General features: G+C 47.0%; 13 protein-coding genes. 4 read left to right on the top strand and 9 right to left on the bottom strand.

What is annotated here, in order from left to right:
* Positions 1 to 28 precede the first annotated feature (28 nt).
* The 3 genes from ABDV94_RS06295 (at position 29) to ABDV94_RS06285 (ending at position 3,239) form a co-directional block, all read left to right on the top strand.
* Positions 29 to 262 (top strand): heavy-metal-associated domain-containing protein, encoded by a 234-nt coding sequence (locus ABDV94_RS06295; RefSeq protein ID WP_343605730.1) that lies wholly within the window; start codon positions 29 to 31, stop codon positions 260 to 262.
* 117 nt (positions 263 to 379) lie between these two features.
* Complete coding sequence (locus tag ABDV94_RS06290) at positions 380 to 826, top strand: DUF3347 domain-containing protein (RefSeq protein ID WP_343605729.1); 447 nt, start codon at positions 380 to 382, stop codon at positions 824 to 826.
* A 178-nt stretch (positions 827 to 1,004) separates the two neighbouring features.
* Positions 1,005 to 3,239: a multicopper oxidase domain-containing protein gene (locus ABDV94_RS06285; RefSeq protein ID WP_343606276.1), complete on the top strand. Its 2,235-nt coding sequence runs from the start codon at positions 1,005 to 1,007 to the stop codon at positions 3,237 to 3,239.
* 53 nt (positions 3,240 to 3,292) lie between these two features.
* Here ABDV94_RS06285 and ABDV94_RS06280 read toward each other — a convergent pair whose 3' ends face one another.
* The 9 genes from ABDV94_RS06280 to ABDV94_RS06240 all read right to left on the bottom strand — a co-directional run bounded on the left by ABDV94_RS06280 (position 3,293) and on the right by ABDV94_RS06240 (position 14,903).
* Entirely contained in the window at positions 3,293 to 5,023 is a 1,731-nt protein-coding gene (locus ABDV94_RS06280; protein ID WP_343605728.1) for an ATP-binding protein, read from the bottom strand.
* Positions 5,023 to 6,147: a sensor protein KdpD gene (locus ABDV94_RS06275; protein ID WP_343605726.1), complete on the bottom strand. Its 1,125-nt coding sequence runs from the start codon at positions 6,145 to 6,147 to the stop codon at positions 5,023 to 5,025. Before ABDV94_RS06275 ends, ABDV94_RS06280 begins: the two co-directional genes overlap by 1 nt.
* A 111-nt stretch (positions 6,148 to 6,258) precedes the next feature.
* Positions 6,259 to 7,635 carry an outer membrane beta-barrel protein gene (locus ABDV94_RS06270; RefSeq protein ID WP_343605724.1) on the bottom strand — a complete coding sequence of 459 codons (1,377 nt, stop codon included), beginning with the start codon at positions 7,633 to 7,635 and terminating at the stop codon, positions 6,259 to 6,261.
* A 201-nt stretch (positions 7,636 to 7,836) separates the two neighbouring features.
* Positions 7,837 to 8,406 (bottom strand): K(+)-transporting ATPase subunit C, encoded by a 570-nt coding sequence (locus ABDV94_RS06265; RefSeq protein ID WP_343605722.1) that lies wholly within the window; start codon positions 8,404 to 8,406, stop codon positions 7,837 to 7,839.
* An 84-nt stretch (positions 8,407 to 8,490) separates the two neighbouring features.
* Complete coding sequence (kdpB, locus tag ABDV94_RS06260) at positions 8,491 to 10,500, bottom strand: potassium-transporting ATPase subunit KdpB (protein ID WP_343605720.1); 2,010 nt, start codon at positions 10,498 to 10,500, stop codon at positions 8,491 to 8,493.
* A gap of 19 nt (positions 10,501 to 10,519) precedes the next feature.
* Positions 10,520 to 12,220 carry a potassium-transporting ATPase subunit KdpA gene (kdpA, locus tag ABDV94_RS06255; RefSeq protein WP_343605718.1) on the bottom strand — a complete coding sequence of 567 codons (1,701 nt, stop codon included), beginning with the start codon at positions 12,218 to 12,220 and terminating at the stop codon, positions 10,520 to 10,522.
* Positions 12,221 to 12,517: 297 nt separating this feature from the next.
* Positions 12,518 to 12,808, bottom strand: coding sequence for a hypothetical protein (locus ABDV94_RS06250; RefSeq protein WP_343605716.1), 291 nt, complete (start codon positions 12,806 to 12,808; stop codon positions 12,518 to 12,520).
* Between the two features lie 368 nt (positions 12,809 to 13,176).
* Positions 13,177 to 14,523: a sigma-54 dependent transcriptional regulator gene (locus ABDV94_RS06245; protein ID WP_343605714.1), complete on the bottom strand. Its 1,347-nt coding sequence runs from the start codon at positions 14,521 to 14,523 to the stop codon at positions 13,177 to 13,179.
* Between the two features lie 68 nt (positions 14,524 to 14,591).
* On the bottom strand, positions 14,592 to 14,903 hold the full coding sequence (locus ABDV94_RS06240) for a hypothetical protein (protein WP_343605712.1): 312 nt from the start codon (positions 14,901 to 14,903) through the stop codon (positions 14,592 to 14,594).
* 174 nt (positions 14,904 to 15,077) lie between these two features.
* Here ABDV94_RS06240 and ABDV94_RS06235 point away from each other — a divergent pair, with 174 nt between their 5' ends.
* Positions 15,078 to 15,284, top strand: a complete 207-nt coding sequence (locus ABDV94_RS06235) for a helix-turn-helix transcriptional regulator (RefSeq protein WP_343605711.1) — start codon at positions 15,078 to 15,080, stop codon at positions 15,282 to 15,284.
* Positions 15,285 to 15,315 lie beyond the last annotated feature (31 nt).

Here is a 15,315-nt window from a genome sequence, read left to right as displayed (position 1 = left end):
TCCATCAGAAAAAAGTAAAATACAAGACATGGAAAATACAGCAATTCAGTTCAAAACAAATATCAATTGCAGCGGTTGCGTTGCATCAGTGAAACCGCACCTGGACCGGGTGGAAGGAATTTATGAATGGAGCGTTGATACGGAAGATAAAGACAAGATTCTGACCGTGAAATTGGAAGGTGTGACAGAAGCCGAAGTGAAAGAATTGGTTCGGAAAGCGGGCTTTCGGATTGAGTCTGTGGAAGTGAGTAGGAACGAGTGATTTACAACCATACCACACCATTTTATAAAATGGTGTAAAAAGCCTAATTTTAAAGGGGTTGAGGACTATTCAAACGAAGAGGAAGTCACCCAAAAGAATAAAAACTAAAAAACAAAAATGATGAAAAATCTTGTATTGGCATTAGCAGTGATGTTGTTTGGTTATACAGCATCTGCGCAGGACACAAAAGCACTTTTGGACAGCTATCTGAAAGTGAAAAATGCGCTTGTAAAAAGCGACAGTAAAGCAGCATCGGAAGCCGTGGCGGCATTTTCCAAAAAGATCAGCGGCGAAAAGGATTTCGCTCAGAAAGCGACTTTACTGAAGTCCGTTGAAAAAATGAACAAGGCAGCAAACCTGGAAAAACAGCGTGCTGCATTCAACGACGTTTCGGTACAGATGTGGAAGTTGGTTCAAAACACCGCACAGGTAGACGAACCGGTATATTACCAGTATTGCCCGATGAAAAAAGCCTATTGGCTGAGTTCTGAAAAGGAAATCAAAAATCCGTATTATGGTTCTTCCATGCTTACTTGCGGCAGCATTTCCGATACTAAAAAATAAATCTCGCCGGCATCCGGCTTTTTAGAAGGATTCTTTTGCGGCAGGGGGAATATTGACTTCCTGCCGTGAAAGGAAAACCGATACTACTGAAAACAAAGCAGAAAAGCTGTCATTTCCGGCAGCAGATGATTCATTTTATCCGATTCAAATGGGACAATACCTGAATAAATACCTGTTGATGCTGACAGTAGTACTGTGTGTTTCTCAAACATTCGCTCAAAAGGTCGTGCATTACGATTTGTATGTGCAGGACACGTTGGTGATGTACGCTGGGAAAAGCAAAAAAGCGATCGCTGTGAACGGGCAGATTCCGATGCCCACACTGGAGTTTACGGAAGGAGATACCGCTGAAATAGTGGTTCATAACCGCTTGAAGGAAAACACCTCTCTGCATTGGCACGGATTGTTTCTTCCAAACAAAGAAGACGGTGTGCCATTTTTAACCCAAATGCCGATTAAGCCGGGCACAACTTATACCTATCGTTTTCCCATTATTCAAAACGGGACACATTGGTATCATTCGCATTCGGGTTTGCAGGAACAGATCGGGATGTATGGAAGTTTTATCATGCACAAAAAGCCCGGTGATCCTGCCTTTCGGAAAGGAATTGATGATCTGCCGGAGATTCCGCTCATGCTGAGTGAATGGACGAATCTGAAACCCGAAAACGTACACCGGATGCTGCACAACGCTTCCGATTGGTTTGCAATCAAAAAGGGAGCAACACAAAGCTATGCCGAAGCAATTCGTAAAGGATATGTCAAAACCAAATTGACCAATGAGTGGAAACGCATGCTGGCAATGGATGTGAGTGATGTATACTACAATCAGGTTTTGATGAATGGTGTTCCGGTTGGAGAGCTCAAAACAGTTGCTGGAAGGGAATTGAAAGCCGGTGATCAAGTGCGCTTGCGGATTTCAAACGGTGGCGCTTCTTCGTATTTCTGGCTGCGTTATGCAGGTGGAAAAATAACCGTTGTTGCAAGTGATGGAAATGACGTGGAACCCGTGGAAGTGGATCGCCTGATTATTGCCGTTTCAGAAACCTATGATGTGGTGGTCACCATTCCGGAAGATGGAAAAGCGTATGAATTCATGGCTACGACGGAAGACCGCACCCGGTCGACCAGTTATTTCATCGGGAACGGAGAGAAACAATTCGTGGGTGACATGTCGCGACTCAAGTATTTCGAAGGAATGAAGATGATGAACGGCATGATGAAAATGAACGGGAATCTTGACGATATGGGAATGCACATGAGTCTCAATAAAATGGATATGAATGTGGTGATGTACCCTGAAATAACCGGGGAAGATCAAAAGGCGAAAAAGAAAAAGAAACCGGCTCATCAGCACGAAGAGGAAAACCCCGATCGGTACAATGCCAATGCATTGAGCAGCCTGGTCACGTTGAATTATTCCATGCTGAAATCTCCCCAAAAGACCACACTTCCCGAAAATGCCCCGGTCAGAGACGTGAAATTTGTATTGACAGGAAACATGAACCGTTATGTCTGGAGTATGGACAACCGCGTGTTGTCGGAAAGCGACAAGATAGCCGTGAAAAAAGGCGAAGTGCTGCGGATCACGATTTACAACAACTCCATGATGCGCCATCCGATCCACCTGCATGGATTTGATTTCAGAGTGCTGAACGGGCAAGGAGAAAATGCCCCCTTGAAAAACATCATAGATATCATGCCGATGGAAACCGATACCCTCGAGTTTCTGGCAAATACGGAAGGTGATTGGTTCTTTCATTGTCATATTCTCTACCACATGATGGCTGGTATGAACCGCGTTTTCTCCGTAGATGATTATCAAAATCCGCTTTTACCGAACAAAGAAAAGGCCTACAAGCTGCTGCAGCGTGAAAGCAATATGCCGCATTTCATGGCGCAGAATGACTTTGCCACGAACGGGAATGACGGAGAACTCATGCTTCAGAATGCGCGTTGGAGCCTGGGAACGGAATGGCGTTTGGGCTATAACAAAATGCATGGCTATGAATCCGAAACGCACTTGGGGCGATACATAGGAAAAATGCAGTGGTTGATGCCATTTGTCGGGTTCGACTGGCGCTACCGGAAAATGGGAATTGACGAACACGAGAAAAACCTTTTCGGTCAGGCAAACAAGAAAGACAACCGGGCTGCGGTTAGTTTCGGGGTCATGTACACGCTTCCGATGCTGATCAATATTCAGGCAGAAGTTTATCATGACGGGATTTTCCGCTTGTCTTTGATGCGGGACGATATTCCGCTTGCCAAACGTCTCAGAGCGAGTTTTATGGTAAACACCGACCTGGAATACATGGTTGATCTGCGTTATATTCTTACCCGCTACATGGGAGTGAGGGCGCATTATGACAGTGATATGGGGTTTGGAGTGGGGCTTTCGTTGAATTACTGATTGAAAACATGGACGTAATATTGCGGAATTACGTCCAAAGTCGGAGCCGCTTTTTACGCTTGATTTGCTTTATTCAAAACCAGTGTAAACGTACTTCCCGCGCCAAAATCACTTTCAACCGTGATTTGTCCGCCCTGAGCTTCCACAAATTCCTTACTGATAGCTAGTCCAAGTCCCGTTCCTTCCTGCTTGGTGCCCGGAACGCGGAAATAACGCTGAAAAATCTTGTCTTTGTATTGAGGCGCAATTCCCTGACCGGTATCTCTGACCGAAAACAGGATTTGGTCTTCCACTTCCCGGATCGTGAGGTAAATAACCGAATCGTCATGAGAATATTGAACGGCGTTGGAAATGAGATTGGTGAGTACCCAGGTCGTTTTTTCGCCGTCGGCAAGCACTTTCGGAAGTGTTTCCGGGTAATCCGTTTCGAACCGGATGTGTTTTTGTTCCGCTTTTGACCGGGTAGCATGAATCGCTTCAATGAGAATCTCTTGTGCTTCGGAAGGGAGAATCGACAATTGAATATTTCCGCTTTCGACTTGCGTCATATTCAGCAGTTCTCCCGTGATACGCAGCAGGCGGTTGATGTCGTCCTGAATGCTTTCAACCAGTTGATGTTGTTCCTGGTTCAGGTTCCCGATTTCCTTGTTTTCCAATAATTGCAGGCTCATTTTGATCGACGAGATCGGCGTTTTGAACTCGTGTGAAACGGTGGCAATGAAATTCGTCTTGGCAAAATCGAGTTCCTTGTATTCGGTCACATTTTTCAGAATAATGACGTGTCCGGCAAACTGTTTACCCGATTCCCCGGTCGGAGTGAATGCAATTTCGAGGATTTCCTTCTCAAAATATCCCTCCTTATTGTTCGCGAAAATCTGGATTGATTTGCTTTTGTCTGTAGCAGAAACAGTATCCGGAAGCAGGTCTTGCAGCAAGGTACGGATCAGGTCGTTTCGCAGAGCCAGTTCCCGGGCCGACTGTCCCACCAGTTTTTCGTTCGGAAGTCCGGTAATCCGCGTAGCTTCTTCGTTGGCAAACAAAATCTTCCCGTCTTCATCCATCCCGATTACCGGATCGTGGAGAATATTGATCAGGGTTTCGATCCGCTTTTTGTCCATCATCAGGCGGGCCAGGTTGCTGTTGTTGTACTCTTCCAGTTTACTCGCCATGGTGTTGAAAGAACGCGCCAGTTCGCCGAATTCACTGTGACTTTCAAAATGCACGCGCTCCGAATAATTTTCCCGGGCGATGGCGCGGATGCTGGCAGTGAGTTCCCGGATCGGGTTGGCGATTGAACCGGGAAGATTGATCAGCAGGGTAAAAGCGATGAGGAAACAGCAGGTTCCGGTGATGACAATCCAGATGGTGGCCTGATTTGCCGTATTTTGGGCTACTTCACTCTTACTTTGAATGGCCTGCATGTTCATATCCATGATCCGGAAAATGCCTTCGCGTATTTCAGCGGCATCCGCCGGATTAGGATGCTTTTTCCAGCGATTGAAAGCCCGTCTCACATCATCCGTGGCATCTTTTTCACCGGTTTCCGTGGTGTTTTTCTCCTGCCGGATGAGGTTCCGCTCAAACCGGTGCACAGCCGTTTCGTGGTGGTTTTCCAGGTTCATGAGCATCATTCTGCTGTAGAGCATACTGTTGTAGTTGTCTACCAGGATGTTCCGGGAATCGTGCTTGAGTGCATTGATGTAAATACTCCCGACCAAACTCAGCAGCAAAATCAGCAGGAACAGGAGTCCGACGCCCAGGGTCAGTTTTGTCTTGATTTTCATTATGAAAGAATTATCAGGTCAATATCGTTTTCCGTCAGTTTCTTGAGCAGTTTGTTAAACACATTCGTTGCGGCAATGATCCGGAGCAGGCTGAAATGCGGTTTTCCCACACAGATGGTCGTTACTTTTCGCTCCGACGCCTGATCAATGATACTCTGTGATACGGATTTGCTTTTCACCTTAATAATTTCTGCACCGAGTTCGGTTGCCAGCTTAAAGTTATTAATTAAATGCCGTTGTTTGTCCAGTGCAATCTTATCCGGGTTTTCTTTGGGAATCTGTACATACAAAACGTACCATTTGCTGTTGTAATAATTGGCTAAACGGGCTGTTTTCCGGATCACCGTCCGGGCTGTTTTTTCGTTGCTACTGATACAAGCCAGAAAGCGTTCGTGACGTACCATGTGCGGTTTGGTAATCTCGCTTTCCACTTTCCGTTCCACCTGTGAAGCGACTTCTTTCAATGCCATTTCCCGCAACTGGAGAATGTGTTCGCTCTTGAAAAAGTTGTTTAACGCAGCGTTTATTTTATCGGACGGATAAATTTTGCCTTCTTTCAACCGGGAGATCAATTCGTCGGCAGTTAAATCGATGTTGACAACCTCATCTGCCTGCGAAAGCACGCTGTCAGGAATACGCTCCTTCACCTCAATACCGGTGATTCCGGCAATTTCCGCATTCAAACTTTCAATATGCTGCACGTTGACGGCAGAAATCACGTTGATTCCGGAATCCAGTATCTCCATGACGTCTTGCCAGCGCTTTTCGTTCTTGCTTCCTTCGATGTTGCTGTGAGCCAGCTCGTCAACAATTACAATCTCCGGGCGCAGACTGATAATGGCTTGCAGGTCCATTTCTTCGAGGTCTTTTCCCTTGTAGAACAGATGTCTTCGGGGAATCACGGGCAGTCCGTTGAGCAAAGCGTGCGTTTCGGAGCGTTGGTGCGTTTCCACGAACCCGATTTTGACATCGATTCCATTCTTCAACAGCGTGTGGGCTTCCTGCAGCATGCGGTACGTTTTTCCCACACCGGCACTCATCCCGATATACACCTTGAATTTTCCCCGTCTCGATTTTTTTATCAGATCGAGGAAATGCTGTGCTGATTGCTTGGTCTCTTCCATGATTCTTGAAGATTAGTATGTTTGACCTACTCCTTGATATGCCTTGTTTCCATGGAAACCGCGCAGAGAATCAAGTTGTTTTCTCCACGCGGTTTGTTGAAAATGAACGGGCTAAATCCGGAAGAGGATCGCAAAAATGAGTTTGTTTTCGCTCTTCACCAGGTCCGGACGCCAGGTCCCGTTCGGATCAACCGGAGTAGTCGTATAACCCGTTGGAGAAGTCACACCGCCATGTCCGGCAAAATACGGAATGGATGAATGCCGTGAAACAAATTCCACCCGGAACGTGATGCTTTGGTTCGGCATCCAGTCGAAATTGGTGCTCATATCCCAGCCCTCAAACTGATCTCCCGGGTTGGCGCTGAACGGAAACGCTCCTTCTGTCTGCGTCGGGTTATTCGGATTGGGCAGCGGACTCGCTTGCCCGGTTGGGTAAAGCACCAGGTAGCGTCCCGGGTTTTTCATCCAGCCGCCGCCGAATGTCCAGGCAAATTTGTTTTTCCCAAACCACATGCGGTTGTAGAACATCGCACTCAGGAAATATTGAGCAGGTTTCGACGGATCATCGTTCTTAAAACCGTTTACGCCGCCGCCTTTTTCAAACCCGATATCTCCGGTGAGTGAGAACGCCATCCGGCTGATTCCTTTCGATTCCGGTTTGTTCAGGTAGCGAACCAGTAAACTGTTGTCGCTGTGGAAACGCGTGCGTCCGGGAATTCCGGCAGCATCTGTTCCCACGTAATCATTGGTCAGCAATTTGACCTTACTGTTGCTCGACATGTAAGTTACATTTCCTCCGAATCCGGGCATTTTGTTGAACTTTCCGTAGCTCTGCCATCCGTTGATAATCCACGGTTCGACCTTCAGGTTTTTGTTCACGAAAATCTGTGTACGTGCCCCGACGAAGAACCAGGGGGTGTTGTCTGAGGTGAAAGAAGCCTGGTATTCCCAGTTTTCCGGTTGGTAATACGAATTCAACCCGACGTAAGACATAAACATTCCCATATCGACATTGATTCCGTGCAGTTTGTTGAAATGGTAACCGGCGTAGGTTTCACTCAGATAACGGTACACATCAGCAAGTTGGTATTGACCTTTGTACGGACTGTAATCGTTTCGGGGAACGACTGTTGAACGTGTTCCGAATTGAGTCATCACGCGGGCACGGGCGTTCTTGTAATTGAAATCACCGCCAAAATGCAAAGCTGCCAACTGAATTTCATTGTGGCGGGCCAGTGCCGTTGATCCGACAACCGTATTGTCGATCGGATTGTTAAACGAGTAGTTGTAATTCACGTCGATAATCACGCTGGGAGTGAAATACTTCATTTTACTGAAGAGAGAAGAGTCTCTGCGGTCGCTCCCGTTCTGCCAGGTTTGATCGATTCCTTCGAAGGGTTCTCCTTTCTGCTGGGCAAAGGCCGAACCGGAGATACAAGGCAGACCGAAGATCAGAGCGGCTGCGAGGATGTTGCGTTGAAGATTCATGTGTCTTTTTTTGAATGATTGAGCTTGTTCGAAAATCTCGGTGAGTTTTAATCCGATCGAAAAGGGGGAGAAAAGGTTCAAAAGGTTGAAAAAGTTCAAGGATGTTTTTCACCTTTTCAACGCTTGGATCTTTTGAACATTTCCGGGGTCAATTCGAACCGATAAAAGCAGCTTTAACCTTAGAACAACTCATATGGATTATTACTTGTTTTTAATTGCTTGATCCAGCTCGAGGTTGAGCTGAAGGACGTTGATGCGTTCTGGTCCGAACAGGCCCAAAAGCGGTTTTTCGGTGTGTTTTTCGACCAGTTTTCGGAGTTCGGATTCGCTCAGACCACGAACTTTACCGATGCGTTTCACCTGTACGAGCGCTCCCTGAACCGAAAGGTGTGGGTCGAGTCCGCTACCGCTCGCCGTGATCAGATCCACCGGAATAGCTTCTCGCCCGATTCCGGGATTGTGAACTAAGAACGTATCGATGCGCTGCTGAACCGTTTCCAGGTATTCCGGGTTCGAGGGGCCTTTGTTGCTTCCTGCCGATCCCGCGGCATTGTAATTCACCGCTGACGGACGTGACCAGAAATAACGGTCGGAAGTAAATTGCTGTCCCACGTTGACGTAGTATGTGTGTCCGTTGACTAGCTGTGTTTCACCTTTTCCGTTTCCCGGACTGAGTTGCGCGATTCCCCAGATCAGCAAGGGGAAGAGGAAACAGAAGCACCCGATGCAGACCAAAGTGAGCCGGATGGCTGTTGTGAGTGTATTTTTCATGCTGTTATTTTTTAGATAGAACTTCAAAATTTCTTTGCGCTCTCTGCTTCTTTGCGGTTCACAAAAGGAGCGAAAAAGAGCGATTTACAGGAACAATCCCACCACCAGGTCGATGAGTTTGATCCCGATAAACGGTACGATGATTCCTCCTAAACCATAGATCAGCAGGTTTCTGCGGAGCAACGCACTCGCACCGATCGGTTTATAAGCCACGCCTTTCAAAGCCAATGGAATCAGTAGCGGAATGATGATTGCATTGAAGATCACTGCCGAAAGAATCGCGCTTTCCGGGCTGCTCAGACGCATGATGTTCAAACCTTGCAGTGCTGGAATAGCCGTGATAAACAAAGCCGGGATAATGGCAAAATACTTGGCAACGTCATTCGCAATGCTGAAGGTAGTCAGCGTCCCGCGTGTCATCAATAGTTGTTTCCCGATCTCCACGATCTCGATCAGTTTGGTCGGATCATTGTCCAGGTCGACCATGTTTGCAGCTTCTTTTGCAGCCTGCGTTCCGCTGTTCATGGCAACGCCCACATCTGCCTGAGCCAAAGCCGGAGCATCGTTTGTACCGTCACCCATCATTGCCACCAACCGGCCTTCTGCCTGTTCTTTTTTGATGTAATTCATCTTGTCTTCCGGTTTTGCCTCCGCTATGAAGTCATCAACTCCGGCCTTTTCTGCAATGAATTGTGCTGTCAACGGATTGTCTCCGGTCACCATCACGGTTTTGATTCCCATTTTGCGCAGGCGTTCAAACCGTTCGCGGATGCCGGGTTTGATGATGTCCTGTAATTCGATCACCCCGATGACCTGCTCGTTTTCGGAAACAACCAAAGGTGTTCCTCCGTTTCCGGATATTTTGCGAACCAATGCTTCCGTTTCTGCCGGGAATGCATTTCCGGCTTGAAGACACAATTGTTTGATCGAATCAGCTGCTCCCTTGCGGATGCGGGTATTGTCGAAATCGATTCCGGAACAGCGGGTTTCAGCGGTGAATTTGATAAAGCGCGGATTGCTGATTCCGTAGCTCGCAGGATGTACTTCCGCCAGCTCAATAATGGATTTTCCTTCCGGTGTTTCGTCCGACATGGAGCTGAGAACGACTGCCCGGATGAAGCGTTTTTCATCCACGTCGTTGAGCGGGTAGAAGTGAGTTGCCTTGCGGTTCCCGATGGTAATGGTTCCCGTTTTATCCAGCAGCAATACATCGATGTCGCCCGCGGTTTCCACTGCTTTTCCGCTTTTGGTAATCACATTTGCCCGCAGTGCGCGATCCATTCCTGCAATTCCAATGGCAGATAACAAACCTCCGATCGTCGTCGGAATCAGGCATACGAAGAGCGAAATATAGGCGGCAATTGTAATCGGTGTGTGTGCATAATCCGCAAACGGTTTCAGCGTCACGCAGACAATAATGAATACCAGTGTAAATCCCGCAAGCAGGATGGTCAATGCGATTTCATTGGGTGTTTTCTGCCGGCTGGCTCCTTCCACGAGTGCAATCATTTTATCCAGGAAACTTTCTCCGGGTTCTGCGGTTACTTCCACCTTGATTTGATCGGAGAGCACTTTCGTACCACCTGTTACCGAGCTTTTGTCACCTCCGGCTTCGCGGATTACCGGTGCACTTTCTCCCGTTATGGCGCTTTCGTCGATGGTTGCCAAACCTTCAATGATTTCTCCGTCGGAAGGAATAATATCCCCGGCTTCGCAGACAAAAACAGCGCCTTTTTTCAGTTGGGACGATTGAATTTTCCGACCGTCGGCGAGTCTTGCAGGAGTTTCCTCGCGCGTTTTACGCAAGCTGTCTGCCTGAGCCTTTCCACGTGCTTCTGCCAGTGCTTCCGCGAAATTGGCAAAGAGTAAAGTGAGGAAAAGCAGGAGGAAGACAGCGAAGTTATAGCCGAAAGAACCTTGTGCGTTGCTTGTCAGTGAAAGCAGTGAAACAAGCAGCATAATCAGCGTTCCGATTTCGACGGTAAACATCACCGGGTTGCGGAAGAGGATTTTCGGATGGAGTTTCACGAAAGCTTCTTTCAGCGCCGTGATGACGTGTGCTTTCTGAAACAGGGATGTGTGTGTATTTTTCATCGTTCAGATTTTTGAAGCGTTAGTGAAGAGAGAATTGTTCGGCAATCGGCCCGAGTGTGAGCGCAGGGAAGAAGGCGAGTGCTGCCACAATTGCAATCACGGCGAAAATCACCATTCCGAAGGTCGAAGTATCTGTTTTTAGCGTTCCGCTGCTTTCCGGGATGTATTTTTTCGCAGCCAGCATTCCTGCAATGGCCAGCGGCCCGATAATCGGCAGGTAACGTGCCAGGAGCATCACGATTCCGCAGGAAATATTCCAGAACGGTGTATTATCGCCCAACCCTTCGAAACCACTCCCGTTGTTCGCGCCGGATGAGGTAAACTCGTAAAGCATCTCACTGAATCCGTGGTGTCCGGGATTATTCAGCCAGGAACCGTAATGTGCCGGATCGGTAGAATAGAGGTAACCCGACAAGGCTGTTCCACCCAAAATCAGCAGGGGATGGAGCAAAGCAATCAGCATGGCGATTTTGACTTCGCGGGCTTCGATCTTTTTCCCGAGAAATTCCGGGGTGCGTCCCACCATCAATCCGCTGATAAACACCGCCAGGATGATGAAAACGTAAAAGTTGAGCATGCCCACGCCGACACCACCGTAGAAACAGTTGACCATCATTCCCAACAACTGATTCATGCCGCTGACAGGCATGTAGCTGTCGTGCATCGCGTTGACGCTTCCGGTGGAAATCACGGTGGTCGAAATACTCCAGTAAGCCGAGGCGGGCGTTCCGAAACGCACTTCTTTTCCTTCCATATTTCCAGCGAGCTGGTTCACTCCCATATGGCTGATTGACGGGTTTCCGTTCATTTCGGTTACCACAGTCGGAATCACTAATAGCAGGAACCCGATGCTCATTACACCGAAGATCACCCAGGAGAGTTTGCGTCGTTTCAGGATGTAGCCCAGCGCAAATACCAATGCGAATGGAATGAGCATTTGTGTGACCATTTCGAGCATATTGGTCAGGTAATTCGGGTTTTCCAGCGGGTGAGCCGAATTGGCTCCGTAAAATCCACCACCGTTGGTTCCAAGGTGTTTGATGGCTGTGAATGCAGCTACCGGGCCGCGGCTCACTTCTACTTGCTGACCTTCCAGCGTGGTGATGTGATCTTTGCCTTCGAACGTCATCGGTGTTCCGTTAAACACCAGAATGACCGCACTAATCACTGCGATCGGAAGTAAAATCCGCGTACAGGAACGCACGAAGTAGACGTAAAAATTTCCGACCTGATCAGTGGTGCGTTCTTTCATGGCGTGGAAGAGCACGGCACAGACGGCAATTCCGGTTCCGGCACTGATAAACTGCCAGAGCATCAGAACCAATTGTCCCAGGTACGACATCCCGCTTTCACCCGAATAGTGCTGCAAGTTGGTGTTGGTGACAAAACTGATTGATGTATTGAACGCCAAATCCAGGCGCATCGACGGGTTGTGATCCGGGTTGAGCGGCAGCCAGCCCATGTTGGTGAGCACGAGCATGGAGAGGATGAACCAAACGGCATTGATCACCAGTAAAGCTTTCAGGTGCTGTTTCCAGTTCATTTGCTGAGAAGTATTGACACCTCCCAGTTTGTAAAACACCTTGTCGAGTGGGGTTAGAATCCGGTCGGGCCAGGTGTTTTCGAGATTCAGCACTTTTCCCATATAGCGCCCGAACGGTAGTGCAAGAGCCGTTACCAGGACAAACATCAGGATAATACCCAGTATTTCAGTATTCATAAAGACGATTTTAATGCGTTAAAAACCAAAGAGTCAGCCGGAATGCGCCCAGCACGAACAGGAATGTGACCAGGTTGGCGGTAATTCCTGTTCCTTCTTTTTTCAATTTGGACCAATTCATCGTTCATCAGAATTTTTCCGGTTTGACTAAGACATAAAGCAGGTAGCCAAACACTGCAATCGATACAAACAATAATGCGATCATGATTTTTTTCTTTGAGAGTTGTAAGAAGAGATAAGACTCCAAGAGACAAGAGACAAGAGACAAGACTTGAAGTCTTTTAGTCTTGCGTCTAACTAGATACCGCTTGCTCCGATCTGCCGGCAATATTCTTTTTTCAGTCCTTCGGGAAATAAATCCAGGTAGCTTTTACCCCAGCTGTAATTTATTTCCAGAATCATGGAAATCGGGAAAATGAATTTATTGGCAATAAGAGATTTGGTGTAATCGCTTCCAGCGGTGAAAATCTGCTCCGTTTTCCGGAATAACTCGATGACTTTTTCTTGCTGGTTCAGAAGAATGGCCTTCTTCGTTTCACGCTCCAGGTGTTCTACCTCCCAGGCGTTTGTTTGTTGAATGGTGCTCATAAGAACTGTTTTTATTTTCCCTTCTTAGCCAAATGGCGTTCCGTTGTGGCACGGGAAAATCAAATCTGTTCTGTGACAGGTGAATAGCGATTTTGGGTGTTTTTAGTGCAATGAAAAACCCTAGCGTTTTGAAAGGGTCAGACCTAGCATTTTGAAAGGGGTGCGAATTAAAAAACGCTGACGAAACCAGGATATGTATTCGTTGTATTAAATGCTTTTTGATAGAACAATATCTTCTGACTTCCCACGGATGCACAGATTAATAGCTCGCCTAACGGTCTCGCTCTAGTGGCGTCTGGTAAGCGCCACAAACAATTTGTGCATTTGCGGGAAAAAACACAAATGAAGTGTAATTAAAGCGATCAGACTTACTCGATGCCGTATTCGGATAATTTGCGGTAGAGCGTGGTAAGTGCAATTCCGAGGAGTTCTGCGGTTTTTGTTTTGTTTCCGTTGGTATGGTTCATCACCTTCTGGATGTGCAATTTTTCGGCGCTTGCCAGTTCGAAAGCAGATAATTGCTTGTCTTTCCGTTCCGGGAGCGAGTGGTTTTGCAGATCCATCGGAAGGAGATCCGCGCCGATACTGTTTCCCGAAGCCAGGATCACAGCCCGTTCGATTACGTTGCGCAATTCGCGGATGTTTCCTTTCCAGGCGTGGGCTTGCAATGCTTCGAGCGCTTCTTTGTCGATTCCCGAAATCCGCTTGTTCATTTTGACTTCGAACAACCGGGTAAAATGTGCTGCCAGTAGCGGAATATCGGAAGTGCGTTCCCGCAAAGCCGGAAGCTGGATGCTGAACACCGAAATGCGGTAGAACAAATCCTCGCGGAATTGTCCGTTCTTCACTTCCTCAGACAGATCACGATTCGTAGCGGCGATGATGCGGACATCTACTTTTGTTGGTTTCGTTTCCCCGATGCGGAAAAATTCGCCGGCTTCCAGTACGCGCAACAATTTGGCTTGCAGTTCCAACGGCATTTCCCCGATTTCATCCAGGAAAATGGTTCCTTTATGGGCTTCTTCGAACAAACCTTTCTGATCTTTCGTTGCCCCGGTAAAGGCTCCGGCTTTGTGTCCGAATAGTTCGCCTTCCAACAAATCTTTGGTGAAAGCAGAACAGTTAATGGCGACAAAACTGTATTTGCTTCGCGCACTTTCCTGGTGAATGGCCTGTGCAAAGACTTCTTTCCCGGTTCCGGTTTCCCCGGTCAAAAGAACGGTAGCATCGGTTTGTGCTACTTTTTTTGCCAAATCTACAGCTTGCGTAATGGCTTTGGAAGAACCGATCATGTTGTCGAAAGAATGTTTTTCTCCGAGTTGTTTTTCGAGTTTCTGGACACGCTTCGCCAATCCCGCTTTCTCCATGGCACTATATACCAGCGGAATGATCTTGTTGTTGTCGTCGCCTTTGGTGATGTAATCGAAAGCGCCGTTTTTAATGGCCTGCACGCCATCCGGAATATTGCCGTAGGCCGTGAGTAAGATCACTTCGGGAAGCGGGAAACGCTCTTTGATCTGCTTGACAAGTTCCACGCCGTTTCCGTCGGGAAGTTTCACGTCGCAGAGCACCACATCGATTTCGTGCTGTTCGAGCTTCTTCAGCGCCGAAGCACCATCTCCCGCCTGGATCACTTCAAATCCTTCCAGGCTGATGATCCGCGTCAACAGCGACCTTAACTTTTCTTCGTCGTCAATGATTAAAATCTTGCTCACAGCATTTCGATTTATTGGGGTAAATGTAGTGTTAAAAGGAATTACTCCCGCAAATTACGCGGATAGCTTTACCCAGCATCTTTGCGAACACCATACAAGTACTTGTAAATTTCTTCTGCCAGCACTTCCGGTTTTTTTCCCCTGCGGTTGATGTCCGTTACTCTGCGTGCCAGTTTCATGTAATCATCATAGATCCGTTCCATTTCAGGATGTTGTTCAATTCCCATTAATTCATAAACCAAGTCTTCCAGCATCAATGTGTAAGCATCTGAAACCGTTAACCCCACCCAATCCAGGCGTCGCAGAAAACGGTAGTAAATGAGGTCTTGCTCGATCAGTTTGGTAACCAATTCTTTTGGAAAGTTGTTTGTTGTGTTCATGATTATAGAATTACATTAATTAATTAAATTTTTACATCAATAATTGATGACTTAAAGTTATAATAAATATATGTTTTTCAAAAATAAAATATCAAAAAAAGTAATTTTATTGATTATTTACGTTATTTAATTGAGTGGTGGGAAAGTGTACATTTGTTGAATAGCTATAGTATTATGACAAAACGCATTATCAATAGAATCAAAGTAGTTTTAGTAGAACAAGGAAGAACGAATAAATGGTTAGCTGATCAATTGGGAAAAACAACACCTACGGTTTCCCGCTGGTGTACCAATGATATGCAGCCTTCTCTGGAAACTTTAGTAGAAATTGCAGAGATTTTGAAAGTAGATGTAAGAGAATTGCTGATTTCGACGAAGTGACCTAAAGTATATCCCGTTTTCTTTGCGCTCT

The sequence above is a fragment of the Fluviicola sp. genome, assembly GCF_039596355.1.
In the GTDB taxonomy this organism is placed as follows: Bacteria; Bacteroidota; Bacteroidia; order Flavobacteriales_D; family Crocinitomicaceae; genus Fluviicola.
Note: the sequence above shows the minus strand (reverse complement) of the source record. Positions and strands in the feature narration are given on the sequence as shown.